The organism is Cupriavidus sp. CP313, from assembly GCF_054072015.1.
Genome location: NZ_JBSVZB010000017.1, coordinates 62712 through 86622 on the forward strand (window position 1 = coordinate 62712; position 23911 = coordinate 86622).

Consider the following 23911-nt stretch of genomic DNA (forward strand, 5'->3'; position numbering starts at 1 on the left):
CCGGTCTGTCGCCGGCGGCTGAAAATGCAGGAACGCGCGGCACGTATTGCGCTCGCGCAATAAAAAAAGAGCCGGCAAGCGGCTCCTTTTTTGTCAGGACAACGTGGCGCAGATCAGGCTGCGGCGTCCTTCAGCTTCTTCAGCGGACGGACCTTGACCTTGACGCTGGCCGGCTTGGCCGGGAACCAACGCTCTTCACCGGTGAACGGGTCCTTGCCGAAGCGCTTCTTCTTGGCCGGCACTTGCTGCGCAGTGACCTTCAGCAGGCCGGGCAGCGTGAATTCGCCGGCGCCCTTCTTGTTCAGCGCGCTGACGATGGTGTTTTCCAGGTGGGCCAGCACCGTCTTCACGGCCTTGGCTTCCAGTTGGGTCTGGGCTACCAGGTGAGCGACCAGGCTCGACTTGTTGAAGGTGTCCTTCAGCGGGCGCGCAACGGGCGCAGCGGCGGGAGCAGCCTTCTTGGCCGGCGTGGCCTTCTTGGCGGCAGCCTTCACGGGTGCCTTGGTTGCCGCGGCCTTCTTGGCAGCGGGCTTGGTTGCAGTCTTCGCGGTCGGTTTCGCTTTGGTCGCCATATCGATATTCGTAAGTTGAACAGATGGGTGTCGGCAGGTGTTTCGCATTGCTTCTCAGCGTTGCGCAATCGTCTTCTCGACGCCCACTGAATCATAGCGGAAAGTACCGTAAGTCAAGGGGTTTTCGTGCATGCGAAACGTAAAACCCCGTGAAAACCCCGGGTTTTGTCGCGGCTTTGCCTCAGTGGAAACGTGAATACGGCCTACGTACCCCCGTTTTGGCGTTCGCGGCAGCCTCTTCAGGTGCCTGCGCGCGCAGCGATGCGCGTGCCGCAGCGCTACCGTTTGCTGCCTGGTCACGAGGGTTCCGTTCAGCCTGCATTCAGGCAATTTGATGCAAACTCCGGGCCATGAAGTTCAATTTCCCGGCCCTCCTGCGCCCCCGCATGCTGGTCGCTGCGGCGCTGCTGGCGCTGGCGGCGATGCCGGCCGCGCACGCCGACAAGGACGCCGACCGCGCCCGCGCGGCCGTGCAGTCGGGCGAAATCCTGCCGCTGTCGCGCATCCTGGAAACGGTATCGCGCCAGTACGCGGGCGACGTGATCGGCGTGGAGCTGGACCGCGACGACGGCATCTGGCAGTACGAGGTCAAGCTGCTGTTGCCGGGCGGTTCGGTAGCCAAGCTCGAGTACGATGCACGCACGGCCGCCCTGCTCAAAGCCAAGGGACGTGGGCTGGAAGACGCCCGCCGCAAACCCTGACCGACGGGAGACCCCGATGCGCATCTTGCTGGTCGAAGACGAAGCCGCCCTCGCCGCCCAGGTCCGTGCCAGCCTGGCCGGCGCCGGCTATGCCGTCGACGTGGCCGCGGACGGCCTGGACGCCTGCCACCTGGGCGAGCAGGAGCCCTACGACGCCGTCATCCTGGACCTGGGCCTGCCGCGGCTGGACGGCCTTTCGGTGCTGCGCCGCTGGCGCGCCGCGCAGGTCCGCGTGCCAGTGCTGATCCTGACCGCGCGCGACAGCTGGACCGAGAAGGTCGAAGGCATCGACGCCGGCGCCGACGACTACCTGGCCAAGCCATTCCGCATGGAAGAGCTGCTCGCGCGCATCCGCGCGCTGATCCGGCGTGCGCACGGCATGCCGGCGCCGGAGCTGCAATGCGGCCCGGTGCAGATGAATCCGCGCGCAGGCACGGTCACCGTCGACGGCACGCCGGTGGCGCTGACCTCGCATGAATTCCGCGTGCTGGACTACCTGATGCACCATCCCGGCGCCATCGTCAGCAAGACCGCGCTGACCGAGCATATCTATGCCCAGGACTTCGACCGCGACAGCAACACCATCGAGGTCTTTGTCGGGCGGCTTCGCCGCAAGCTTGGCGTGGATGTCATCGAGACCGTGCGCGGCCAGGGCTACCGGCTGCGGCCGCCGTCGCAGCTGCAGCCCTAGATGCCCGCCCGCCTGAGCCGATCCCTTGCGCTGCGCCTGCTGGCAGTGGCGGCGATCTGGCTGGCCGCGGCGCTGGGCGTCAGCGGCTGGCTGCTGTCGACACTGTTCGAGCGCCACGTCAACAACACCTATGTGCGCCAGCTCGACCACCAGTTGGCGGGCCTGGCCGCGGCGCTGGACTGGAGCGCCGACGGCAAGCTGGTCCTCACCCGTACCCCTGCCGATCCCCGCTACGAGCTGCCCTACTCCGGCACCTACTGGCAGGCGCGCGCGCCGGGCGCGCTGCTGCGCTCGCGCTCGCTCTGGGATACGGAAATGCCGGTGACGGTGGAGCGCCGCCTTGCCGGCGCCCAGGCCGACGTGCGCCCGGGCCCCAGCAACCAGTCGTTGCTGGTGGTGTCCCGGCAACTGGTGCTGCCGTCCGCGGATACCCCGGTGGAGATCTCGGTGGCGCTGGACCGGACCGAGCTGCGCGCCGCGCGCCGCAGCTTCAACCGGACGCTGGCGTGGTCGCTGACGGCGCTGGGGCTGGGGCTGATGCTGGCGGTCGCGGCGCAGGTGAAGTTTGGCCTGGCGCCGCTGGCGCGGCTGCGGCGCGCGCTGGGCACGATGCAGGCGCGGCGCGAGGCACGCCTGGGCGGCGACTGGCCCACCGAAGTCGAACCCCTGGTGGCCGAGATCAATGCCCTGCTGGCACGCAACGCCCAGGCGCTGGAACGCTCGCGCCGGCAGGCGGCTGACCTGGCACACGCGGTCAAGACGCCGCTGGCAGTGCTCGCCAACGAGGCCGCGGCGCTGCCGGGGGCACCGGCGCAAGCCGTGGCAGCGCAGGTCGAAGCGATGCGCCGGCAGGTCGACCGCCACCTGGCGCGCGCCCGCGCCGCGGGCGCCGCGGCGGCGCGCGGCCAGCGCATCGATGCCGGCCCGCCGGTACGGGAGCTGACGCGCGCACTGGCGCGGCTGCACGCTGAGCGCGCGCTGGCGCTGACGGTTGAAGGTGCCGGGCACTTTGCCGGCGACCGGCAAGACCTGGTCGAAATACTCGGCAACCTGCTCGACAATGCCTGCCAGTGGGCGCGCACGCGCGTGCGCGTCACGCTGCAGGAAGCGGATGGCGAGCTCGAAATACTGGTCGAAGACGACGGCCCGGGCATGCCGCCGGAGGCGCAGGCACTGGCCACCGCCCGCTTTGGCCGGCTCGACGAGGCCGCTGCCGGCAGCGGGCTGGGCCTGGCAATCGTGACGGAAATCGCCGCGATGTACGAAGGCAGCCTGGCGCTGGCATCGAGCCCGCTGGGCGGGCTGGCGGCGCGGCTGCGGCTGCCGGCGGGGCTGCCTTGATCAGTCCGCGCGCGCGGCTATGGCCTCGCGCGTGTCGCGTGCCAGCCCCAGCGCAAAGGCGGTTTCCGCCACCAGGAACAGCGGGCCGATCAGCAGGCCGACCAGGTCGTCGACGAACGCCGGCTTGCGCCCCTCGTAATAGTGGCCGATGAACTGGATCACCCATCCCACCACGAACAGGCCAACGCCGATGGCAAGCCACCAGGCGGTGGGCATCGCCGCAATGCGCGCGCCGGCATAGAGAAAGAACGCCAGGATGGCCGCCATCGCCACCCCGAACACCAGCGACAGGCGCAGGTAGAACAGGCACGACAGGATGTACAGCAGCATCGCCGGCGTCAGGTAGGCAGAGCCGTCGCCCAGCGGCAGCGCCGGGCGCGCCAGCAGCGTCGTCACTGCCAGCACGATCATCGGGATACCGATGAAGTGCGTAAAGACGTTGCGCGGGTCGCGATGGTAGGCGGCGTAGTTGGCCAGGTGTTCGATCAGGGTTTTCACGGGGGCGTCTCCTTGTATGCGCAGGCGTGCGCGCGCGGCGCCGCAAGGGCTGCCGGGCGTGCCGCCTGCTGCTGCGCGGCGGGCGCGATGTGGATTTATAGTAGTGGGCGCGCACCGTGCGGTCTGTCAGGTTTTTGACAGTCCGGCGGGTCGCCGCGTGCCCTTGTGTGTCCCTGCTGACACCCGGCACCGCCACATATGAAAGGAGACCGGCATGGGACTGGCGAGCCCGCCGCAACGCCCCCAATCGCAACTCGCCGGCGCACTGCCCGGCACGGTGCCGCCGCGCGACGATGCGCGTGCTGCCGTATGTGCCGGCGCCTGGTTCAGCCAGTTGCCGCCGGCGCTGCGCCAGGCACTGCTCGATGACGGCAGCCTGCGCCGGCTGGTGGCCGGCGAGACGCTCTTTGCCCGCGGCGACCGTTTCGATGGCCTGTATTGTGTCGCCAGCGGCACCATGCAGATCCACGCCAGCGGCGAATCGGGCAAGGCGGCGTTGCTCGGCCTGCTGGAACCCGGCACCTGGTTCGGCGAGATCTGCCTGTTCGACGGCCTGCCGCGCACCCACGATGCGCGCGCGGTTAGCGCCACCACGCTGTGGCATGTGCCGCGCGCCAGCCTGGAACGGCGCCTGGCGCAGCAGCCGGCTTGGTGGCAGGCCTTCGGGCAATTGCTGGCAGCCAAGACGCGCCAGGCCTTCAATTATGTCGAGGAAGCGCAGTTGCTGCCGCCGGCAGCCCGCATCGCCCGCCGCCTGGCCGCGATCGCCCATGGCTACGGCAACCTGCCGCAGGCCCAGGCCACGCAGCGCGTGCGCATCCCGCAGGAGCAGCTGGCGCAGATGCTGGGCCTGTCGCGCCAGACCGTGAACCATGCGCTGCGCGAACTAGAAGCGCGTGGGCTGCTGCGGCTGGAGTATGGCGGCATCGAACTGCTTGACCTGCCGGCGCTGGAAGCGCTCAACTGAACGCATCGCACCGGAGCCCCGCACACCATGATGACCCTGGACACCCCCCAACTGGACGCCTGGCTGGCGCGCCTCGGCATTGCCGCCCCGCCCTCGCCCACGCTGGAAGCGCTGGATATCGTATTGGCCGCGCACCTGGCCAGCATTCCGTTCGAGAACATCGATCCGCTGCTGCGCCGGCCAGTACGGATCGAGCTGGATGCAGTCTTCGACAAGCTCGTCACGCGCCGGCGCGGCGGCTACTGCTTTGAGCTCAATACACTGCTGGCGGCCGGGCTGGGCGCGCTCGGCTACGCCGTGACGCCGCTGGCCGCGCGCGTGCGCTGGGGCGTTCCCGTCGATGTGCCGACCGCGACCTCGCACATGCTGCTGCGCGTGGAAGTGGCGCATCGCAGCTACCTGGCCGATGTCGGCTTCGGCGGCCCCACGCCATACCGGGCGATGCCGCTGTCCGAGCCCTGCGATGACAGCTTTCCATACCGGCTGGCCCCTGCGCCGCCGGAGGCCGCCGCCACCGCGTTCCACAGCTACGAGCTGGAGGCGCGCGGCGACGCCGGCTGGATCAAGGTCTACCGCTTCGACCTGACGCCGCAGCCGTGGATCGATTTCGTGCCGCGCAACTGGTATGTATCGACGCACCCTGACAGTGTGTTCGTGCAGCGGCTGATGGCCGCGCGCACCGACGGCGGCACCCGCGTGACGCTGGCCGACGGCGACCTGGCCGAGCGCGCACCGGACGGCACCGTGCACCGAACGCGGCTGGCCTCGCCCGAGGCGGTGGTGCAGGCCTTGTCGGATCGCTTTGGCGTGCTGCTGGACGATGACCTGCGGCGTGGCCTGGCCGACGCCCTGCCAGCGCTGCTGGCGCCCGCAACGGCATCCTCCGGCACCTGAGGCGCCATGATTCTGCTATGCAGCATGCCTGCCATGCACGGCGCGCATTGCCCGCAGAAAGAATCCTGATATGGCCGGCGCACGGCACCCGGGCCTGTGGACTGGGGCCAGCGGCACCACCATAATGTCCCGGCGATGCTGCCTGCGGGCACGTCGCCAGGACAAAGCCGGCCCCTGACGCCGGCGCAGCCATACAGGAGACTCCATGTCATTGTTTGATCTGACGGGCAAGGTTGCCATCGTCACCGGCTCCTCGCGCGGGATTGGCCGCGCCATCGCCGAGCAGATGGCCGTCCAGGGCGCCAAGGTGGTCATTTCTTCGCGCAAGATCGAGGCCTGCCAGGAAGTGGTGGATGCCATCAACGCCCGCCACGGCGCCGGCACCGCGATCGCGGTCCCTGCCAATATTTCTTCGAAGGACGACCTGCAGCGCCTGGTCGACGAGACCAACCGCGCCTTCGGCAAGATCGACGTGCTGGTCTGCAATGCCGCATCCAACCCGTACTACGGGCCCATGAGCGGCGTGTCGGACGACCAGTTCCGCAAGGTGCTGGACAACAACGTCATCTCCAACCACTGGCTGATCCAGATGGTGGCCCCGCAAATGATCGACCGCAAGGACGGCTCGATCATCATCGTGTCGTCGATCGGCGGCCTGCGCGGCTCGCCCACCATCGGCGTGTACAACATCTCCAAGGCCGCCGACTTCCAGCTGGCGCGCAACCTCGCCGTCGAGTTCGGGCCGCACAACGTGCGCGTGAACTGCATCGCGCCGGGGCTGATCAAGACCGACTTTGCGCGCGCGCTATGGGAAGATCCCGAGCGCTACAAGCAGTCCACCCAGGGCGCCCCGCTGCGCCGCATCGGCGAACCCGTCGAGATCGCCGGGGCGGCGGTCTACCTGGCGTCGGCAGCCAGCACCTTCATGACCGGCCAGGCGCTGGTCGTGGACGGCGGCGTGACCATCTGAGCGTCTGACCCCAGCGTTGCGGGGGGCCGGCCGGAAGGCTGAGACCTNGACCCCAGCGTGGCGGGCGCCGGCCTGAACGCCGGCGCCCGCCGCTTTCCTGCATTTCCCTCAACCTGCAGTGCAGTTCCGGGAGGCAGTCATGTCGAGCAATCCGCAGTTGGCCGGCACCTGGCCGGTCATGTCCCTGGCCGAGGCCCACGCCCGGCTTACCGCGCCCGGCGCGCCGTTCGAAACCGAAACGCGCGTGATCCGCGGCATCCCCACCACCGTCTGGAAGAACGCACCGCCCACGCTGCGTGAGCTGTTGCTGGCCACGCGCGCGTTTGCCGACCGCACCTTCGTGGTCTACGAGGACGAGCGCGTTTCCTACGATGCCTTCCGGCGCGCCGCCGTCGCCCTGGCACATGCACTGGTGCGCGACGGCGTGCGCAAGGGCGACCGCGTGGCCGTGGCCATGCGCAACCTGCCTGAATGGCCGGTGGCGTTCTACGGTGCGCTGCTGGCCGGCGCCATCGTGACACCGCTCAATGCCTGGTGGACCGGGGCCGAGCTGGAGTACGGCCTGGCCGATTCGGGCAGCCGCGTGGCGATCGTCGATGCCGAACGGCTCGACCGCATCCTGGAACACCTGCCGGGCTGCCCGGCGCTGGAACGCGTCTATGCCTCACGTGCCGGCGGCACCGCGGCCGAGCCGCGCGTGGCTCCGCTGGAGAGCGTGATCGGCAGCCCGGCTGACTGGGCCGCGCTGCCAGACCAGGCGCCGCCACAGGTCGATATCGATCCGGACGACGACGCCACCATCTTCTACACCTCGGGCACCACCGGCAAACCCAAGGGCGCGCTCGGCACGCACCGCAACTCCACCAATGTGGCAGTCGCCGGCAGCTTCAGCCCGATCCGCAACCTGTTGCGCCGGGGCGAGCCGATTCCCGCGCCGGACCCCGCCGCACCGCAAAAGGCCATGCTGCTGGCGGTGCCGTTCTTCCACGTCACCGGCTGCATGGCGGTGCTCAACGGCGCCATCGCCACCGGCGGCAAGATCGTGCTGATGCACCGCTGGGACGCGCTGCGCGGCATGGAACTGATCGAGCGTGAGCGCTGCACCGCGGCCGGCGGCGTGCCCACCATCGCGTGGCAGATCCTGGAGCATCCGGAGCGCGGCCGCTTCGACCTGTCCTCGCTGGAGAACGTCAACTACGGCGGCGCGCCGGCATCGCCCGAACTGGTGCGGCGCATCGGCGAGATATTCCCGCTGGCCGCACCCGGCATCGGCTGGGGCATGACGGAAACGTCGTCCACCTTCACCAGCCACAGCGCCGAGGAATACGTGATGCGCCCGGACAGCAGCGGCCCGGCGCTGCCGATCGGCGAGATGAAGGTGGTGGACGGGCGCGGCCGCGCCTTGCCGCCCGGCGAAGCCGGCGAGCTGATGGCGCGTGGCGCCAATGTCGTGCGCGGCTACTGGAACAAGCCCGAGGCCACGGCGCAGACCTTTGCCGACGGCTGGCTGCGCACCGGCGACATTGCGCGGCTGGATGAGGAAGGCTACGTCTATATCGTCGACCGGATGAAGGACATGCTGATCCGCGGCGGCGAGAACATCTACTGCATCGAGGTGGAAAGCACCCTGTACGAGCATCCGGCGGTGATGGATGCCGCGGTGGTCGGGCTCGCGCACAGGACGCTGGGCGAAGAGCCGGCCGCGGTGGTCAGCCTGAAGCCCGGCATGCAGGCGAGCGAGGCCGAGCTGCAGGATTTCGTGCGCACGCGGCTGGCGGCGTTCAAGGTGCCGGTGCGTATCCTGATTTACCAGGAGATGCTGCCGCGCAATGCCAATGGCAAGATCCTGAAGTCGAACCTGCGCAAGCTGTTCGACGCGGCCGCCTGAGTTGCGGCAGGGCAGCTGACTCGGCAAAAACAACAAGGAACGACAAATTGACGGAACAAGCAAAGCGTGACCACTCCCTGTCCGCCCCGGTGCGGGCAACTATCGCGGTGGCACTCGCCGCCCTGGTGGCGGGCTGCGCCGCCGGCGGCACCAACCTGTCCGCGGTGCCTGAGCTGCGCCCCGGCGTGGCGGCAGGGTACCTGGCGGCCGATGCGCGCCCGGACAGCCTGAAGCTGCTGCCCGCGCCGCCGGCGCAGGGCTCGCCCGCCCTGGCGCTGGATGAAGACGCCGCGCGCCAGGCCGGCACGCTGCGCGGCTCGCCGCGCTGGCAGCTGGCCACCGAAGATGCCGTGCTGACGTTCCCGCAGGCCGCCAGCGCGTTCTCATGCGCGCTGGGCGTGCCGGTCAGCGAGAAAGACACGCCCTACCTGAACATCCTGCTGCGGCGCAGCCTGGTCGATGCCGGCCTGTCCACCTACGGCGCCAAGGACCGCTACAAGCGCACCCGCCCCTTTGTGGCCAACAAGACGCCGATGTGCACGCCGGCCGAGGCCGCCAAGCTGGAAAAAGACGGCTCCTACCCGTCCGGCCACAGCGCCATCGGCTGGGCCTGGGCGCTGATCCTGGCGGAGGTCGAGCCGGAACGCGCCAATGACATCCTGGCGCGCGGGCGCGCGTTCGGCCAGAGCCGCGTGGTCTGCAACGTGCACTGGCAAAGCGATGTCAACGAGGGCCGCATGATGGCCGCGGCAACGGTGGCGCGGCTGCATGCCGATCCGACCTTCCGCGCCGACCTGGACAAGGCCCGCCGCGAAGTGGCGGCGGCACGCGCCAGCGGCGCGCGTCCGTCGCGCGACTGCCAGGCGGAGAGCGCAGCGCTGGCCCCCTGATCCACCGGTTGCCGGGGCCGGCTACTGCACGGGTTACTTCACCGGGATGACCGTGCCGGCCGGCACCGGCACGGCGGTGACGCTGTTCTGCGGGCTGCCGCTGACAATGCGGTCGGAGTACGTCAGGTACACCAGCGTATTGCGCTTGCGGTCGACCGCGCGCACGACATGCAGGGCCTTGAACAGGATCGACATGCGTTCGGAGAAGACGTTGTCCTGTTGCCGGATCGGCCCCTTGAAGGCGATCGTGCCCACCTGCCGGCAGGCGATCGATGCCTCCGGCGGGTCTTCGGCCATGCCCAGCTGGCCCTTGATGCCGCCCGTGCGGGCGCGCGACACATAGCAGGTCACGCCGTCCACCTGGGGGTCGTCATAGGCTTCGATCACGACCTTGTCAGAGCCGGTCATGCGGAAATTGGTGCTGACGCTGCCGATCTCCTCGGCGTGGGCGCCCGAGGCAGCCGCCAGACAGGCGACGGCCAGGACCGTGCGGATGCGATTGCAGTTGCGCTTCATGGCGGGGTCGGTATTCAGGTCACCGACGACTTGATGTCGTCGTGGCGCTTTTCCATTTCCTGGCGCAGCGCGCGGCGCTGCTGGGCGGCGGCAAAGCGCTGGCGCTCCACCTCGTCGCGCGGCTCCAGCGGCGGCACCTCGGCCGGCGCGCCATTGTCGTCCACGGCCACCATGGTGAAGTAGCAGCTGTTGGTATGCCGCACCAGCTTGCTGCGGATGTTCTCGGTCACCACCTTGATGCCGATTTCCATCGAGCTGCGGCCGGTGAAGTTGACCGAAGCCAGGAAGGTCACCAGCTCGCCCACGTGGATCGGCTGGCGGAACACCACCTGGTCGACCGACAGCGTCACCACGTAGCGGCCGGCGTAGCGGCTGGCGCAGGCATAGGCAACCATGTCCAGGTACTTGAGGATGGTGCCGCCGTGGACGTTGCCGGAGAAGTTGGCCATGTCCGGCGTCATCAGCACGGTCATGGAAAGCTGGTGGGACTGGTCGTTCATGATGGGGGTACGGATTGCGGGGCGGGATTTCGGGGGCGAACCTGCGAGGGCATTGCCTGAATGCAATTGCCGGAACGCTGGCGCCGGCAGTTTAACCCGGATCGCGCCCGCCGTTGCCGGCGGCAGCCCGGTGCCGACAGGCGTGGCCGTGCCAGGCAACAAAAAAGCGGCCTGCAAGGCCGCTTTTCACGCTGTGGACGCAAACTGCTTACTTCTTCTTGTTCACCGCGTCCTTGAAACCCTGCCCGGCAGAGAACTTGACCGTCTTGGCGGCCGGGATCTTGATGGTTTCACCGGTGCGCGGATTGCGGCCGGTGCGGGCGGCGCGTTTGCCGGCGCTGAAGCTGCCAAAGCCCACCAGCGTCACCGAATCGCCCTTTGCCACTGCCTTCTTGATACTGTCCAGCGCTGCGTTGAGCGCACGCTCGGCGGCGGCATTGCTCAGTTCTGCTTCCGCGGCGATGGCCGATACCAGTTCACCTTTATTCATGGCTGATTTCCCTTGTTGGTCGTCGTCACCGATGTGCGTGCCTCGCGGCAAAGCCATCGATCGGCGCAGTCTAATCTGCCCGTTGCGCGTAGAGCAATCCCCAGTGGCACCAATGCGACAAAAAAACCGCAAATCCTTGCTTGAGGCCGGTTAGCGGGCAATTTCCCTCGCTTTTCCCACTTGCCAGAAGCCGGCTTTGCCAGGCCGCCCTGCCGCGCGGCAACGCCGGGCCGGCCCGCGGCTGGGGCAAACAAACAGCATAGGACAAATTCCCACAAATGGGGCGACGCACCATAACGGTTCAGCTTGTGCCGCCGTCGCGCGCCATTTCGGCGCATTCGCACCACCTCGGGGATGCCAGTGGCAAGGCTGCCAACAGCGCCGCCACTGCCTGCGCGCGGCATTCCGGTGCGGTTTTACCCGACAAGGTGCAATTGGCACCAGGATGCGGCCATTGCTGGAATGCTTTTTGCATACCCACGCTCCCATTTTGAGCATGAGGTCACTATGGACAACTGGAAGACCGGCACCGACGCCCTGTTTATCCTGCTAGGCGCCATCATGGTGCTGGCCATGCACGCCGGCTTTGCCTTCCTGGAACTGGGCACGGTGCGCAAGAAGAACCAGGTCAACGCACTGGTAAAGATCCTGGTGGATTTTGCGGTTTCGACGATCGCCTATTTCTTTATCGGCTACACCATTGCGTACGGCGTGCAATTCATGTCCGGGGCCGAAACGCTGGCGCAGAAAAACGGTTACGAACTGGTCAAGTTCTTTTTTCTGGCGACATTTGCCGCGGCTATTCCGGCGATTATCTCGGGCGGTATTGCCGAGCGTTCACGCTTCAATCCGCAGTTGGTCGCCACCTTCGTGCTGGTGGGTTTTGTCTATCCGTTCTTCGAAGGCATCGCCTGGAACCAGCGCTATGGCGTGCAGGACTGGATCACGCGCGTGGCCGGCGCACCGTTCCATGACTTCGCCGGCTCGGTGGTGGTGCATGCGCTGGGCGGCTGGATCGCGCTGCCCGCGGTGCTGCTGCTGGGCGCGCGGCGCGGGCGCTACCAGAAGGACGGCCGCATCAGCGCCCATCCGCCCTCAAACATCCCGTTCCTGGCGCTGGGCGCCTGGGTGCTGGCGGTGGGCTGGTTTGGCTTCAACGTCATGAGCGCGCAGACCGTCGACAAGGTCAGCGGCCTGGTGGCGATCAACTCGCTGATGGCAATGGCCGGCGGCACGCTGGCGGCCTGGGCGGCCGGACGCAACGACCCGGGCTTTGCCTACAACGGCCCGCTGGCCGGGCTGGTGGCGGTATGCGCAGGCTCGGACCTGATGCACCCGCTCGGCGCGCTGATCACCGGCGCGGTGGCCGGCGCGCTCTTTGTCTATATGTTCACGCTGGCGCAGAACAAATGGCATATCGATGACGTGCTCGGCGTGTGGCCGCTGCACGGGCTGTGCGGCGCCTGGGGCGGCATTGCCGCAGGCATCTTCGGGGCCAGGGCGCTGGGCGGGCTGGGCGGCGTGTCGCTGGGCGCGCAGGCGATCGGCACCGTGCTTGGCATCGTGGTGGCGCTGGCCGGCGGCACCCTGGTATATGGCGCGCTGAAGAAGCTGGTTGGCATCCGGCTGGATGCCGAAGGCGAATTCAACGGTGCGGACCTGACCTTGCACCGGATTTCGGCAACGCCGGAACGGGAAACCAACTGGTAATGGCGTTCGGGCCGTCCTGATTTAAATAGACAAGCTGCGCAAAGCGGCTTGTCTTAACAATAATTTGCTTGCACTTCCGGTACGGCGTCTCAATAATTGCCGTGCCCATGTATTGCGCCGCAACAGCGCGCAGGGCTTGCACGCAGCTGCCGGCTGAATCGGGGAATGTTGTGCCGGCGGCCGGCCGGACACCAACATGAAAGGAATACGCCGATGGATGCCACTACCTTCGATAACCTCAAGGCCCTGGTTGTCACCTACGCGACGGAATTCGGGGTCAAGATCCTGGCGGCCCTTGCCTTCTGGGTCATCGGCCGCTGGCTGATCCACTTTGTCGTGCGCATGGTGCAGAACGCGCTTGGCAAGCAGAAGGTCGATCCCACGCTGCTGCGCTATGTCGGCTCGATCGTCACCGTGACGCTGAACGTGGTGCTGGTGATCGGCATCCTTGGCTATTTCGGCATCCAGACCACGACCTTTGCCGCACTGATCGCCGCCGCTGGCGTGGCCATCGGCATGGCCTGGTCGGGCTTGATGGCGAACTTCGCCGCTGGTGCGTTCCTGGTGGTGCTGCGCCCGTTCAAGGTGGGAGACTTCGTGACGATCGGCGGCGTGACCGGCACGGTGCGCGAGATCGGCCTGTTCGCGACCTCGCTCGACACACCAGACAATGTCCAGACCGTGGTCGGCAACAACAAGATCTTCAGCGATACCATCCAGAACTTCACGGCCAACCCGTACCGGCGCGTGGAACTGAAAGCGCAGCTTGCCGGCAGCACCGACACCGCCCATGCGGCAGCGCTGCTGAAGGCCAGCATCGCTGAGATCCCCAACGTGCTGGCCGAGCCCCCGGTCGATGTCGAGATCCTGGAGTTCACGCTGGTCGGCCCGGTGCTGGCGGTGCGTCCGCACTGCCACAACGACCACTACTGGCAAGTCTATTTCGATACCAACCGCATCATCCGCGAGAGCTTCGGCCAGGCCGGCTATGCCGCACCGATGCCGGCGCAGATGGTGGTGGTGCAACAGGCTGCCGCGCAGCAAGCCGCCGCGCAACAGGCTGCCTGACGACGGCTCGCAGCCGGTATCAGCGGGGGCCTGAGCGCCCGTAGTAGCGCATCAGCACTGCGCCCGCGCCGCAGGCCGCCATCACCACGCCCAGCGGCAGCGCGGTGCCGTCGCGCCACAGGCTGACGGCCGCGCCGCCCAGCGTCCCGAGTGAAAACTGCAGCGTGCCCATCAGCGCCGAGGCCGTGCCGGCGCGATGGCCCTGATGGGCGAGCGACAGTGCCGACGCATTCGGCGATACGCAACCGAGCGCGCCGATAAAGACGAAGAAGCCCGCCAGCAGCACCGGCAGCACCGCCACGCCGGCAAGCGCGGCAACAGCCAGCGCCAGGCCCGCTGCACAGGCCGCCAGCAGCGCGCCCCCGAGCACCTGATCGAGCGAGCGGCCGCGCACCAGCCTGGCGTTGAGCTGCGACATCGTGATCAGGCCCAGCGCATTGGCGCCGAACACAAAACCGTAGTGCGACGGCGCAATGCCGTGCAGCTCGATCAGCACGAACGGCGAGCCGGAGATATACGCGAACATGCCCGCCGAGCCGAAACCCGCAGACAGCGAGTAGCCGAGGAATTCGCGATCCCGCAGCAGCTCGGCGTAGCTTTTCGCCACCGTGCCGAGCCGCAGCGGCGCCGCATGGCGCCGGTCCAGCGATTCTTCCATGCGCAGGTGGACCAGCAGCAGGATCAGCATCCCTGCCACCGCCAGCACCCAGAAGATCGCGCGCCAGCCCGACACCGAGAGAATGGCGCCGCCGACGATCGGTGCCAGGATCGGCGCAACCCCCATCACCAGCATCAGCGACGAGAAGGCACGCGCCGACTCATGCGCCTCAAGCCGGTCGCGGATCACCGCGCGTGCCATCACCATGCCGGCGCAGCCGCCCAGCGCCTGCAGGAAGCGCCACAGCATCAGCGACTCCACGCTGCGTGCCAGCGCGCATCCCACCGCGGCGGCCACGTAGAGGCACAGGCCGACATAGAGCGGCGGCTTGCGCCCGAAGCGGTCGCTGAACGGGCCATAGAAAGCCTGCCCCAGCGCCAGCCCCACCAGGAATGTGCCGAGGGTCAGCTGCACCTGGCCGATGTCCACGCCGAGATCGCCAGCCAGCGACGGAAAACTCGGCAGGTACATGTCGATCGACAACGGCGCGATCGCCATCAGCGAACCGCAGATCAGCAGCCAGGCAGGAAAGCGCGCGGGCGAAGCCGCGCTGGTGGAACGGGGCATGGAAAGTATCCGGGGAACGGCGTTGTCACGCACGGCCAGCCTGCTTGCGCCGCGGCCCGCGCCTGCAACCCGTGAAAAGGCGCAATTGTTGCACAGCATAACGAAGGCAGTACGGCACTGGCGTATAGGGTTTTGAAACAGTCGTTCAGAAAAACTGCCCTGCCACGGGTTCGATGGTGCTGGCGAAGTTGGCGCTATTGGTGAATAGTGGTGTCAGGTCATTTGCAATCACGGCAGTGCGAATCCGGCGCTGCAGATGCCCTTGCCGGGTGGCGCGGCTTTCACCTGCGGCAAGGTGGAGGGTACAATGCCAGCCTGTCGGCGCAAGCCACACCGTCGGCCACGCAGAGACGGACGACAGTATCGGTCCCGGCAACGTTAGCCTGCATGAGAATACGACACACGCCGCTTCCCGCTTCGCTTGGCCCGGCCGCACTCGCGGCTGCGCTGCTGTTGCCGCTGCCCCTGCCCGGCAACGCCGCGCCGGTGCAGGCGCGCAATGTCGCCGCCTCGGCGCCGGCCCCTGCTATCGATGAGGCCGACCCGCTGTCACGCATGCTCAAGGGCGCTGCCACTGGCCAGAACACCGGCGCCGCCGGCGTGCCTGAATTGCTGCGCAACACCACGCGGCCCGACAACGTGCTGGCACGCGCCTGCCGCCAGCTCAACGACGCCCTGCCGATCGAAATCGACGGCGAAACGCGGCTGCGCCGCTGCCAGTCGATCCCCGGCAAGCATGTGCTGTTCCAGCTGGAGCTCACCAACTACCGCGGGCCGATGCTGGACCTGGCCAGCTTCGAGGTCAACTACGCCGCGCCCCTGCAGCGCAACATCTGCGCCAACCGCGACGTCGAGATCCTGACCAAGCTTGGCATCAGCCTGATGTTCCGCTACATGACGCGCAAGGACCGTGGCGAGCGCCGCATCGGCGATGTCTACATCAACGCGCCCATCTGCACGGCGGCGCTGCGCTAGCCAACACAAACAAGAATCGATTGCAATTGACGCGGGACGGCATGCCGCCCGCGCAAAAGAAAGACGGCCCGCAGATGCGGGCCGTTCTCGTTTGGGACAGTCCCGCTCAGGCAGCGCGCGGGCGCAGCGGCAGCACGTTGGCCGCGCGCCGCACCAGGATGCGCGTGTCCTTCCAGCCAGCATCGGCCAGCGGCGAGCCCCACACCAGTTCATGCAGGCGTGCCAGTGCAAACGGATTGCCCAGCAGCACATGCTTCTGCGCGGGGGTCAGCGCGCGCGGGCCATGCGTGAGCGCATGCTCGACCAGGGCCTCATGGCGCCTGCGTGCCGATTCCGGCTGCACCACGCGCGGCGTGGCGGTCGCGCACATCAGCGCATTGGTAACCGGGTCCACCACGGCGTCGACAAAGTCAGGCGTTTCGGCCGCGGCTTCGACATGCTGCTGCGTCTCGACGATCTCCCGCGGTACCCGCGTCTCCTCGGGGATCATGAAGAGGCCCGCATTGCGCGAGGCACGCCCGAACGACACGCGCGACAGCATCACCGACAACGGGATCGACAGCGCCAGCGAGCCCACGATCGGCAACAGCCACAGCACGTAGGACGGGTTCAGCCAGTACACCAAACCACCCCATGCCAGGCCCAGCGCGGTGTGCCAGCCGTGGCGGCGGAACGCTTCGCCCCAGGTGGTCTCGGTGTCTTCGCGCGGGGGCGACTTCCACGAGATGCCCCACCCGCTGTAAGCGGCGATCACGAACTTGGTGTGGAACAGCATGCGCGTGGGCGCCAGCAGCGCGGACAGCAGCACCTCGATCAGCATGCTGGCAATCAGCTGCACCGCCCCACCATAACGCCGCGCCTGCTTCATCAGCAGCACCACGCTGGCCAGCTTGGGCAGGAACAGCAGCGTGGCCGTGGCGGAGAACAAGGCCAGCGCTTTTTCCGGATGCCATTCGGGCCAGGTCGGGAACAGCTGGTATTGCTGCGTGAAGTACTCCGGCGGCACCAGCGCATGCTTGGCCAGCATGGCCGTGGACAGCAGCAGGAACAGCAGCCACAGCGGCGCCGACAGGTAGGCCATGATGCCGGTCAGGAACACCGCGCGGTGCACCACGTGGAAGCCCTGCTTGAGCCACAGCCGGAAATTCATCAGGTTGCCCTGGCACCAGCGGCGGTCGCGCTTGACCTCGTCCAGCAGGTTGGGCGGCAGTTCCTCGTACGAGCCTTCCAGGTCGTAGGCAATCCACACGCCCCAGCCGGCACGGCGCATCAGCGCGGCTTCGACAAAGTCGTGCGACAGGATTTCGCCCGACAGCGGGCCGCGGCCAGGCAGCGGCGCCAGCGCGCAGTGCTCGATGAACGGATGCACGCGGATAATGGCGTTATGGCCCCAGTAGTGCGATTCACCCAGCTGCCAGTAATGCAGGCCGGCCGTGAACAGCGGCCCGTACACGCGCGTGGCGAACTGCTGCACGCGCGCGTAGAGGGTCTCGCGGCCCACTGCCAGGGGTGCGGACTGGATGATGCCCGCGCCGGGGTTGGCTTCCATCAGCCGCACCAGCGTGGCCAGGCAGTCGCCGCTCATCACGCTGTCGGCATCGAGCACCACCATGTAGCGGTACTTGCTGCCCCAGCGGCGGCAGAAGTCGGCCACGTTGCCGGTCTTGCGCTTCACGCGGTGGCGGCGCCAGCGGTAGAAGATGCGGCCGAAGCCGCCGACGGCGCGGCACAGCTCCATCCACGCGTCATGCTCGGCGGTGCGCAGGTCCGGGTTGCCGCTGTCCGACAGCACGATGAAATCGAAGTTGGACAGGTGACTGGTGCGCGCCAGCGATTCATAGGTGGCGCGCAACCCCGCGAACACGCGCGTCACGTCCTCATTGCAGATCGGCATGATGATCGCGGTGCGCGCCTCGGGCGCTATCGGGCCATCTGGCGCAGCCGAGCGCGAGATCAGGTGGCGGTCGCCGCCCTTGGCCAGCACCAGGAAGCCCATCATTGCCGTCCAGAAGCCGGCCGACACCCATGAGAACAGGACGGCGAACAGCACCAGGATGGCAATCTCGAGCGGATCGGCGCCGTGGTACGGCAGCACGTTGGTCATGAAGTACGTGGCCAGCACGGTCTGGATCACGACCAGGCCCAGCAGGAACCAGCGGCGGTGCGAGCCGGCCGGGTGCCATTTGCCTTCGGCATCGGGACCGTCGTGCAGCGTGTCCCAGGTCTCGGGCACGGGCGGACGGCCCAGCATGCGGCGCCAGGTATTGCGCAGCCAGCCGGTGACGATATGCGGCGGCCACTGGCGCGGCACCATCGAGCTGCGCTCGGGCTCGGGGCCGGTGTCGACCTTCACGGTGCCGTCTTCGCGCCGCTGCAGCAGCGGCGCACCATCCACCTGGGGATTGCCGTATGCCATCGTGAAACGCCGGCCGACAGAGCCGTAGGCACTGCCGCCTTGCGCGGGCGGCGTGTCCTTGGCAGCCAGGCGCGACTGCAGGCGCGTGATCGCGTCCTGCGCATCGCGGCCGTCGGCGGTAACGGAGATCACGGGGGCAACGGATGCCACGGGCGTGACCGGTGCGACCGGCGTCGCGGCCGCGCCGTCCGCCAGCAGTTCGCTGCGCACTTCAGGCGATACCGGCAGGCGGTCGACATAGCGCTCGCATGCCGCCGCCTGGGCCGGTCGCTGCTTTAGCCTGGGGGTAAGATGTAGCTCCATGTCTCGGATAGGGTTGTATTGCCGTTGCGAAGATAGCCGCGCAACTCAACCGGCTTGGTTTCGTCCTTGCGGCGCATCACCATGGTCATGCGCCAGCCGCCGGTCGCCTCATTGCGCTGCACCGACGTTTTCAGCAGCTCACCGTTGGCATCGGCCGAAACCACCGGGTCGATGCGCACGTTCGCCGGCAGCTTGCCGAAGGCCGGGCCTTCGAAGTCCACCACCAGCGAAAAGCTCGTGTCTTCCTTGTTGCGGGTCTGGCCCTGCCCCAACCGGGTCTGGGTCACCCACGACAGCGGCGGCTGTTGTTCGCCGTCCTTCTGCCACAGCAGCCGGTACTCATAGTCGAAGGGTTGCTTCGGCTTGGGCGGGTTGTCCGGCACCCAGTACGCGACGATGTTGTCGTTGGTCTCGTCCGGCGTCGGGATCAGCACCAGCTCTACCCGGCCCGAGCCCCAGTTGCCGCGCGGCTGCACCCAGCCACTGGGCCGGCGCTCATACCATGAGCCGATCTCCTGGTAGCTGTTGAAGGTGCGGTCGCGCTGCATCAGCCCGAAGCCCTGCGGATTGGTCGCCGCGAACGAAGTGACCAGCAAGCGCTTGGGATTGACCAGCGGGCGCCAGACCCATTCGCCGGTGCCCAGGTGGATCGACAGGCCGTCAGAGTCATGCACCTCGGGCCGGAAATCCTGCGCGGCCGACGGCTGGTTCTCGCCGAACAGGAACATGCTGGTCAGCGGCGCCAGGCCCAGCTTGGTCACGTTCTCGCGTAGGTAGAGGCGCGACTTGACCTCCATCGCGGTCTCGGCGCCGGGCTTGATGGTGAAACGGTACGCGCCGCTCATGCGGCGCGAATCCATCAGCGCGTAGATCGTGATCTCCTTGGCATTGGGGCCGGGACGCTCGATCCAGTATTCGACAAAGCGCGGGAACTCCTCGCCCGAATTGAGCGCGGTGTCGACCGCCAGTCCGCGTGCCGACAACCCGTACCACTGGTCCTTGCCCAGCGCGCGGAAATAGCTCGCGCCCAGGAACGACGCCAGCTCATCCTTGCGCTTGCCCTGGTTCAACGGATACAGGATGCGGAAGCCTGCATAGCCCAGGCCCTTGAGCTTGCCGGCATCGACCTTGTGCGGGCCGTAGTTGAACGCGGACGGGTCGAAGCGGAATTCACGCACGCTGTTGCCCACCACTTCATGGATGCGCACGGGCTGGTCGAACACCATGCCCTCGTGGAAGAACGACAGCTCGAACGGCGAGCGCGTGCCGCGCCAGGCAAAGCGCTCGGGCTTGTATTCGATCTCGCGGTAGCGCTCGTACGAGAGCTCGCGCAGCTCGCGCGGCAGGTCCTGCGGCGGCGCCTTGTAGGGCGAGGCCGCCAGCTGGCGCGCGCGCGCCGCCACGGTGTCGAAATCGAACGCATGGGCTGCCATGGCACACAGCGCCAGCGCACTGCCACCAAGCCAGGCTGCGATCCGCACACCCGCCCGCGCCGCGCGGCGGCGGGCCACCGGCCCGGCGGCGGGCAAGGTATGGGTAACGGACAGGCGTGGCGTGGCGATCTGTGACATGTATGCCAGGGTGAGCGGTTGAATCGGGGTGACCGGCATCGGCGGTCGGAACGAAGGACGACACAGCAAGAGACGGGCCCGGCGCCGAGTGGCGAGGCCCGGACACGAGGCAGACGGCCCGCGGGGCACTGTGTCCGGTTTGTTGCGATGCGCAATAAACCATAACAATTCGAGACGCAAAAGTCACGTTTCGATCACGCAAGGTTTGAAACAAAATGTTGGCCAGGTTGCCCGAAAGCCGCTCCGGACAAGGCTTTGCGGGCGCCGGGGTCACACGGCCGCAAGCCCCGGCGAGGCCAACGCCTGCCGGCTGCGAGAATTTGGTGCAGATCGGGGCCAGCCGGCAGCCGGCCCTTTTAATACGGTGTTACTTTTTAGCGCCTTCGCTGTACGGATCGAACTTGCCGCTCTTGGCGCCTTCGGAATACGGATCGAACTTCCCGCTCTTCATGCCACCTTGGCTATATGAGTCGAAGGACTTCTGCGCGCCGCCCTGGATCGGCTCCATCTGGTCAGGGCGGGCACCCGGGTTCAGCGAAGTCACGTTGTCGCTTTTTGCGCCATCCGAGTACGGGCTGAATTTGTCCTGCTTGGCACCATCGGAGTAGGGACTGAACTGGTCTTGCTTGGCGCCGTCGGTGTAGGGATTGAATTTGTCGGCCTTGCCCGTGGTCTGGGCGTGCAGCGTGCCGAATGCGCAGGCAAAGGCCAGGCCGATGGTCAGATAGCTCAGCTTCATGGGATCTCCTCTCGCAGGGGGAAAGGCGCTTGCCTTGCAAAGCGCACAGCAGGCGCCGCTGCCGGCCGACGCGAAGCGCGGGGGCAACAATCAACGCTAGGTCAGCGACTGGCAGGTGTCAACCGCACCGCGCGCTGCTGCGGCGCTGCATTGCGCTTACAATGCCACCCAAACGCCACCACGAAGCCACAAGGAATCGTCATGCTGCCTCGGCCATCCGACCCTACCGTCAGCCCTGTCCGCCCTGCCCTGCGCGCCGCCGTCACTGGCGCGCTTGGTGCCGCCCTGCTGTTTGCCGCTGCGGCACCGGCGCAGGCGTACTTCGACAATTACCTGAGCGGCACCATCATCGGCACGCTCAACGACAAGGAAGGCGCGTCGCTGGCCAAGTCAGTGCGCACGGCACTGAACGATACGGCCGACGGCAAGACCGTTGAATGGACGTTCCCCGCAGCGGGGCGGCGCCAGCAGATCGACGGCACCATCACGCCGATCGAAAGCAAGACCGACAAGGGCCAGCCCTGCCGGCGCCTGAAATCCGACCTCAAGCGCGGCAGCGCTGAAGAGCACTGGAGCGGCTGGTTCTGCAAGCAGTCCAACGGACAATGGAAGTCGCGCCACGTGGCTGAGTAAGCAGCGCTGAGCGCTCGCGCCGCCGGTGCTCATGCCGCGCGCGACGGCGCGCGATGCGGCCGCGCTGCCGGATCGACCTGCGGCGATCCGGGCGCCTCGTACCACCTGGTCCCGGGCACGTAGACGGTCTTGTCCGGCTGCGCCATGAAATGCGGCGACATGATCTGCACGCCGTGGGTGTTGAACTGGTCCTGGATCGCCGCGTGCAGGGCCGACAGCGCGTAGAAGCGATTGCGCGGATGGTCCAGCGCGCAGAACAGTTCGTACTCGACGTAGAAGTCGGACAGCCCCCGCTGCAGCACGAATGACGTCGGCGACGGCGCAATATGCGCCGCCTCGGCGGCGGCTGCCAGCAGCATCGCATGGACCTGCCGCCAGGGCGTGTCGTAGCCGATCGTGACTGAAGTCGAGATCAGTGCAGCCTGCCAGCCTTCCCGCGCATGGGGATCACGCACGCTGCCATGGCGGGTGTAGTTATGGATGGCACTGCCGACCACCACCGCATTGGGCAGCGTCACCTCTTCATTGCGCAGGTTGATCACCTTCACCGACAGCGCATCCAGCGAAGCCACGGTGCCCACCGTATCGCCGATGCACACCATGTCGCCGCGCCGCAGCGCACGCGAATACACCACCACCATGCCGCTCATCAGCTGGTTGACCACATTGGCCGATCCCAGCGTCACCATGAAGCCGAGCAGCACCGACAGCCCCTTGAAGACATCGCTCTCCGAGCCCGGGATATAGGGGTAGGCAAAGGTAAAGCCCAGCGCCCAGATCACCACCGCCGCCAGCCGCCGCGTGGCGCCTGCCGTCTCCGGATGCATGCCGGGCACCGTGATCTGGCCCTTCTGCACAGCCTTGAAGATATTCGACACCAGCCGCTGCACCGCGCGGGTAATCAGCAGGATCACCGCCACGGTGACCAGGCCCGGCACCGACGACACCATCGACAGCGCGATCTGCGACAGCAAGCCGACGATAAAGGCGCCCATGCGGTCGCCCATGGGCTGGGTCAGCGGAAACTGCTCGAGCGCAAACTCCAGCCAGGCAAAGGCCAGCACCAGCATCAGCCCGATCGCCAGGATCTGCACGATGCGGGCAACCAGCTGGTAGAGCGCGCCGGTCCAGTCGAACTGGCCGCCGACGCGCTGCGCCAGGTGCCGCTCCAGTGCCACCTGCAGGCGGGCGCGCAGGGCCACGCCGGCTCGCGCCACGCCCCATGTCAGCGCGGCCAGCACGGCCAGGCCAAGCAGGCTCAGCGCGGCACCGCGCAGCAGGTTGGGCCAGTGCAGGTGCGCGCGCCGCGCGGCAATGGCCTGGCGCAGGCCCGCCGCGGTGCGCGTTGCGGCAGCCTCAAGCGTAAGGTGGTCCTCCGGGGAAAGGTCTTGCGAGGTCAGCGCGAACAAGAACCGGTCGCCCAGCCGGAAGGCGATCATCGGCGCGTCGCCGAACGTGCCGCTGACCTGTCCGAGCGGCAGTGCCAGTTCGCCTTCCGTCAGGTCGTCGAACACCAGCTGCGCGCGCGCGACGCGCATGGCCGGGGTGGCACCCGCGATCTCGGCGCGCATGGTGGCGATGGGCCGGTCCATCAGGCGCAGCTCGACCGCAGCCCCGCTGCGCACGGCAATCGGAGCCTGCACGGCCGCGGACGCCGGCGCGGCCAGGCTGGCTTGCATCCACAGCGCGCCTATCACCCAGCCCAGTCCCGCCGTCCAGAATGCCGCCAATCGCCGCCACCGCCGCCACACTGCTAGCGCTGCCATAAGACCGCTCCCGTCCGAGTTCGCCTGCGCCGGCGCGAGGGCTCCACGCCCTGCCCGGCACGATGCCCGCAAGCATAGCGTGCGGCGGCGCAGGCGCAAAGCCGGCGAGGCGGCGGCCGCCTGCGGCAGTGGACGAAAAAAAGGAGGCCGAAGCCTCCTGTTGCGATCCGCCCGGACATGCCTTGCTTTATCCCCCCGGAAGCACGCAACGCGTGCCGCAGGGCTGTCCTGTGCGCGGCGGGTCCGCGCCATGCAGGCGCGGCCGGCCATTATTTGCGTGGCGGCATAGCAGTCACGGACACAGCCTGCATCCCCGCTTGCCGGGGAGCCGTGCGCCCGCCGCCATCGTCAGCGCGCTCAGGCGCCTTTGTTCTTCATCGGATCCTTGGCCGCAGGCGCGTGGCTCTTCTTCTTGGTGCTGGTCTTCTTGGCCTTGGCCTTGCTGCTGTCCGCCTTGGCCGGCGCGGCCTTGTCAGTCGACGCTGCCGCCGGCGTGGCCGGAGTAGCCGGCGTCTGCGCCATCGCGCCCGCACCAAACATTGCCATCGACAGCATGACGATCCATTTCTTCATTTCCGTCTCCTCGT

General features: G+C 67.5%; 24 protein-coding genes. 12 read left to right on the forward strand and 12 right to left on the reverse strand.

Features of this window, described 5'->3' with window-relative positions; genetic code table 11:
- Positions 1–113: 113 nt before the first annotated feature.
- On the reverse strand, positions 114–572 hold the full coding sequence (locus ACW4E8_RS22225) for an HU family DNA-binding protein (RefSeq protein ID WP_114134745.1): 459 nt from the start codon (positions 570–572) through the stop codon (positions 114–116).
- Positions 573–922: 350 nt separating this feature from the next.
- On the opposite strand from ACW4E8_RS22225, the gene ACW4E8_RS22230 reads away from it, so the two are divergent.
- The 3 genes from ACW4E8_RS22230 to ACW4E8_RS22240 are packed head-to-tail and all read left to right on the forward strand — an operon-like array spanning position 923 to position 3305.
- Entirely contained in the window at positions 923–1273 is a 351-nt protein-coding gene (locus ACW4E8_RS22230; RefSeq protein ID WP_013952879.1) for a PepSY domain-containing protein, read from the forward strand.
- A gap of 16 nt (positions 1274–1289) precedes the next feature.
- Entirely contained in the window at positions 1290–1964 is a 675-nt protein-coding gene (locus ACW4E8_RS22235; RefSeq protein WP_456806523.1) for a response regulator transcription factor, read from the forward strand.
- Entirely contained in the window at positions 1965–3305 is a 1341-nt protein-coding gene (locus tag ACW4E8_RS22240) for a sensor histidine kinase (RefSeq protein ID WP_456806524.1), read from the forward strand.
- Here the strand turns inward: ACW4E8_RS22240 and ACW4E8_RS22245 are convergent, their stop codons facing one another.
- A complete protein-coding gene (locus ACW4E8_RS22245; RefSeq protein WP_456806525.1) occupies positions 3306–3803 on the reverse strand; it encodes an Mpo1 family 2-hydroxy fatty acid dioxygenase in 498 nt (165 codons plus the stop codon).
- A 214-nt stretch (positions 3804–4017) separates the two neighbouring features.
- On the opposite strand from ACW4E8_RS22245, the gene ACW4E8_RS22250 reads away from it, so the two are divergent.
- From ACW4E8_RS22250 to ACW4E8_RS22270, 5 genes are all read left to right on the forward strand, one after another.
- Positions 4018–4770, forward strand: a complete 753-nt coding sequence (locus ACW4E8_RS22250; RefSeq protein WP_456806526.1) for a Crp/Fnr family transcriptional regulator — start codon at positions 4018–4020, stop codon at positions 4768–4770.
- Positions 4771–4797: 27 nt separating this feature from the next.
- Complete coding sequence (locus ACW4E8_RS22255) at positions 4798–5664, forward strand: arylamine N-acetyltransferase family protein (protein WP_456806527.1); 867 nt, start codon at positions 4798–4800, stop codon at positions 5662–5664.
- Between the two features lie 205 nt (positions 5665–5869).
- Entirely contained in the window at positions 5870–6634 is a 765-nt protein-coding gene (locus tag ACW4E8_RS22260; RefSeq protein ID WP_011617096.1) for an SDR family oxidoreductase, read from the forward strand.
- 139 nt (positions 6635–6773) lie between these two features.
- Positions 6774–8522 (forward strand): class I adenylate-forming enzyme family protein, encoded by a 1749-nt coding sequence (locus tag ACW4E8_RS22265; protein WP_456806528.1) that lies wholly within the window; start codon positions 6774–6776, stop codon positions 8520–8522.
- Between the two features lie 47 nt (positions 8523–8569).
- Positions 8570–9412, forward strand: coding sequence for an acid phosphatase (locus ACW4E8_RS22270; protein WP_456806529.1), 843 nt, complete (start codon positions 8570–8572; stop codon positions 9410–9412).
- A 33-nt stretch (positions 9413–9445) separates the two neighbouring features.
- Here the strand turns inward: ACW4E8_RS22270 and ACW4E8_RS22275 are convergent, their stop codons facing one another.
- The 4 genes from ACW4E8_RS22275 to ACW4E8_RS22290 all read right to left on the reverse strand — a co-directional run bounded on the left by ACW4E8_RS22275 (position 9446) and on the right by ACW4E8_RS22290 (position 11393).
- Entirely contained in the window at positions 9446–9928 is a 483-nt protein-coding gene (locus tag ACW4E8_RS22275; protein WP_456806530.1) for a CreA family protein, read from the reverse strand.
- Positions 9929–9942: 14 nt separating this feature from the next.
- Positions 9943–10428 (reverse strand): acyl-CoA thioesterase, encoded by a 486-nt coding sequence (locus ACW4E8_RS22280; protein WP_018313367.1) that lies wholly within the window; start codon positions 10426–10428, stop codon positions 9943–9945.
- A gap of 208 nt (positions 10429–10636) precedes the next feature.
- Complete coding sequence (locus tag ACW4E8_RS22285) at positions 10637–10918, reverse strand: HU family DNA-binding protein (RefSeq protein ID WP_010814166.1); 282 nt, start codon at positions 10916–10918, stop codon at positions 10637–10639.
- 301 nt (positions 10919–11219) lie between these two features.
- On the reverse strand, positions 11220–11393 hold the full coding sequence (locus tag ACW4E8_RS22290) for a hypothetical protein (protein ID WP_456806531.1): 174 nt from the start codon (positions 11391–11393) through the stop codon (positions 11220–11222).
- Positions 11394–11425: 32 nt separating this feature from the next.
- On the opposite strand from ACW4E8_RS22290, the gene ACW4E8_RS22295 reads away from it, so the two are divergent.
- Together ACW4E8_RS22295 and ACW4E8_RS22300 are read left to right on the forward strand one after the other, a co-directional pair.
- Positions 11426–12628, forward strand: a complete 1203-nt coding sequence (locus ACW4E8_RS22295) for an ammonium transporter (protein ID WP_456806532.1) — start codon at positions 11426–11428, stop codon at positions 12626–12628.
- Positions 12629–12841: 213 nt separating this feature from the next.
- The gene (locus tag ACW4E8_RS22300) at positions 12842–13696 is read left to right on the forward strand and encodes a mechanosensitive ion channel family protein (RefSeq protein WP_456806533.1); all 855 of its coding nucleotides are present in this window, start codon (positions 12842–12844) and stop codon (positions 13694–13696) included.
- A 19-nt stretch (positions 13697–13715) separates the two neighbouring features.
- On the opposite strand, the gene ACW4E8_RS22305 is transcribed toward ACW4E8_RS22300, so the two are convergent.
- The gene (locus ACW4E8_RS22305; protein WP_456806534.1) at positions 13716–14921 is read right to left on the reverse strand and encodes a Bcr/CflA family multidrug efflux MFS transporter; all 1206 of its coding nucleotides are present in this window, start codon (positions 14919–14921) and stop codon (positions 13716–13718) included.
- Between the two features lie 387 nt (positions 14922–15308).
- Here ACW4E8_RS22305 and ACW4E8_RS22310 point away from each other — a divergent pair, with 387 nt between their 5' ends.
- On the forward strand, positions 15309–15896 hold the full coding sequence (locus ACW4E8_RS22310; RefSeq protein ID WP_114134757.1) for a hypothetical protein: 588 nt from the start codon (positions 15309–15311) through the stop codon (positions 15894–15896).
- A 106-nt stretch (positions 15897–16002) separates the two neighbouring features.
- Here ACW4E8_RS22310 and mdoH read toward each other — a convergent pair whose 3' ends face one another.
- From mdoH to ACW4E8_RS22325, 3 genes are all read right to left on the reverse strand, one after another.
- The gene (gene mdoH, locus ACW4E8_RS22315) at positions 16003–18615 is read right to left on the reverse strand and encodes a glucans biosynthesis glucosyltransferase MdoH (RefSeq protein ID WP_456806535.1); all 2613 of its coding nucleotides are present in this window, start codon (positions 18613–18615) and stop codon (positions 16003–16005) included.
- Positions 18588–20186: a glucan biosynthesis protein G gene (locus ACW4E8_RS22320; protein ID WP_456806536.1), complete on the reverse strand. Its 1599-nt coding sequence runs from the start codon at positions 20184–20186 to the stop codon at positions 18588–18590. Before ACW4E8_RS22320 ends, mdoH begins: the two co-directional genes overlap by 28 nt.
- A 367-nt stretch (positions 20187–20553) precedes the next feature.
- On the reverse strand, positions 20554–20925 hold the full coding sequence (locus ACW4E8_RS22325; protein ID WP_456806537.1) for a hypothetical protein: 372 nt from the start codon (positions 20923–20925) through the stop codon (positions 20554–20556).
- A 201-nt stretch (positions 20926–21126) separates the two neighbouring features.
- Between ACW4E8_RS22325 and ACW4E8_RS22330 the strand changes: the two genes are divergently transcribed.
- Positions 21127–21558: an RT0821/Lpp0805 family surface protein gene (locus ACW4E8_RS22330; protein WP_456806538.1), complete on the forward strand. Its 432-nt coding sequence runs from the start codon at positions 21127–21129 to the stop codon at positions 21556–21558.
- Between the two features lie 29 nt (positions 21559–21587).
- On the opposite strand, the gene ACW4E8_RS22335 is transcribed toward ACW4E8_RS22330, so the two are convergent.
- Both ACW4E8_RS22335 and ACW4E8_RS22340 read right to left on the reverse strand, forming a co-directional pair.
- Positions 21588–23237 carry a mechanosensitive ion channel family protein gene (locus ACW4E8_RS22335; protein WP_456806539.1) on the reverse strand — a complete coding sequence of 550 codons (1650 nt, stop codon included), beginning with the start codon at positions 23235–23237 and terminating at the stop codon, positions 21588–21590.
- A 444-nt stretch (positions 23238–23681) separates the two neighbouring features.
- Positions 23682–23897 (reverse strand): hypothetical protein, encoded by a 216-nt coding sequence (locus tag ACW4E8_RS22340; RefSeq protein ID WP_456806540.1) that lies wholly within the window; start codon positions 23895–23897, stop codon positions 23682–23684.
- Between the last annotated feature and the right edge of the window lie 14 nt (positions 23898–23911).

Coding starts and splice junctions, on each gene's coding strand:
- ACW4E8_RS22225 (WP_114134745.1), bottom strand. CDS start 572: ATGGCGACCAAAGCGAAACCGACCGCGAAGACTGCAACCAAGCCCGCT.
- ACW4E8_RS22230 (WP_013952879.1), top strand. CDS start 923: ATGAAGTTCAATTTCCCGGCCCTCCTGCGCCCCCGCATGCTGGTCGCT.
- ACW4E8_RS22235 (WP_456806523.1), top strand. CDS start 1,290: ATGCGCATCTTGCTGGTCGAAGACGAAGCCGCCCTCGCCGCCCAGGTC.
- ACW4E8_RS22240 (WP_456806524.1), top strand. CDS start 1,965: ATGCCCGCCCGCCTGAGCCGATCCCTTGCGCTGCGCCTGCTGGCAGTG.
- ACW4E8_RS22250 (WP_456806526.1), top strand. CDS start 4,018: ATGGGACTGGCGAGCCCGCCGCAACGCCCCCAATCGCAACTCGCCGGC.
- ACW4E8_RS22255 (WP_456806527.1), top strand. CDS start 4,798: ATGATGACCCTGGACACCCCCCAACTGGACGCCTGGCTGGCGCGCCTC.
- ACW4E8_RS22260 (WP_011617096.1), top strand. CDS start 5,870: ATGTCATTGTTTGATCTGACGGGCAAGGTTGCCATCGTCACCGGCTCC.
- ACW4E8_RS22265 (WP_456806528.1), top strand. CDS start 6,774: ATGTCGAGCAATCCGCAGTTGGCCGGCACCTGGCCGGTCATGTCCCTG.
- ACW4E8_RS22275 (WP_456806530.1), bottom strand. CDS start 9,928: ATGAAGCGCAACTGCAATCGCATCCGCACGGTCCTGGCCGTCGCCTGT.
- ACW4E8_RS22280 (WP_018313367.1), bottom strand. CDS start 10,428: ATGAACGACCAGTCCCACCAGCTTTCCATGACCGTGCTGATGACGCCG.
- ACW4E8_RS22285 (WP_010814166.1), bottom strand. CDS start 10,918: ATGAATAAAGGTGAACTGGTATCGGCCATCGCCGCGGAAGCAGAACTG.
- ACW4E8_RS22290 (WP_456806531.1), bottom strand. CDS start 11,393: ATGCAAAAAGCATTCCAGCAATGGCCGCATCCTGGTGCCAATTGCACC.
- ACW4E8_RS22295 (WP_456806532.1), top strand. CDS start 11,426: ATGGACAACTGGAAGACCGGCACCGACGCCCTGTTTATCCTGCTAGGC.
- ACW4E8_RS22300 (WP_456806533.1), top strand. CDS start 12,842: ATGGATGCCACTACCTTCGATAACCTCAAGGCCCTGGTTGTCACCTAC.
- ACW4E8_RS22305 (WP_456806534.1), bottom strand. CDS start 14,921: ATGCCCCGTTCCACCAGCGCGGCTTCGCCCGCGCGCTTTCCTGCCTGG.
- ACW4E8_RS22310 (WP_114134757.1), top strand. CDS start 15,309: ATGAGAATACGACACACGCCGCTTCCCGCTTCGCTTGGCCCGGCCGCA.
- mdoH (WP_456806535.1), bottom strand. CDS start 18,615: ATGGAGCTACATCTTACCCCCAGGCTAAAGCAGCGACCGGCCCAGGCG.
- ACW4E8_RS22320 (WP_456806536.1), bottom strand. CDS start 20,186: ATGTCACAGATCGCCACGCCACGCCTGTCCGTTACCCATACCTTGCCC.
- ACW4E8_RS22325 (WP_456806537.1), bottom strand. CDS start 20,925: ATGAAGCTGAGCTATCTGACCATCGGCCTGGCCTTTGCCTGCGCATTC.
- ACW4E8_RS22330 (WP_456806538.1), top strand. CDS start 21,127: ATGCTGCCTCGGCCATCCGACCCTACCGTCAGCCCTGTCCGCCCTGCC.
- ACW4E8_RS22335 (WP_456806539.1), bottom strand. CDS start 23,237: ATGCAAGCCAGCCTGGCCGCGCCGGCGTCCGCGGCCGTGCAGGCTCCG.
- ACW4E8_RS22340 (WP_456806540.1), bottom strand. CDS start 23,897: ATGAAGAAATGGATCGTCATGCTGTCGATGGCAATGTTTGGTGCGGGC.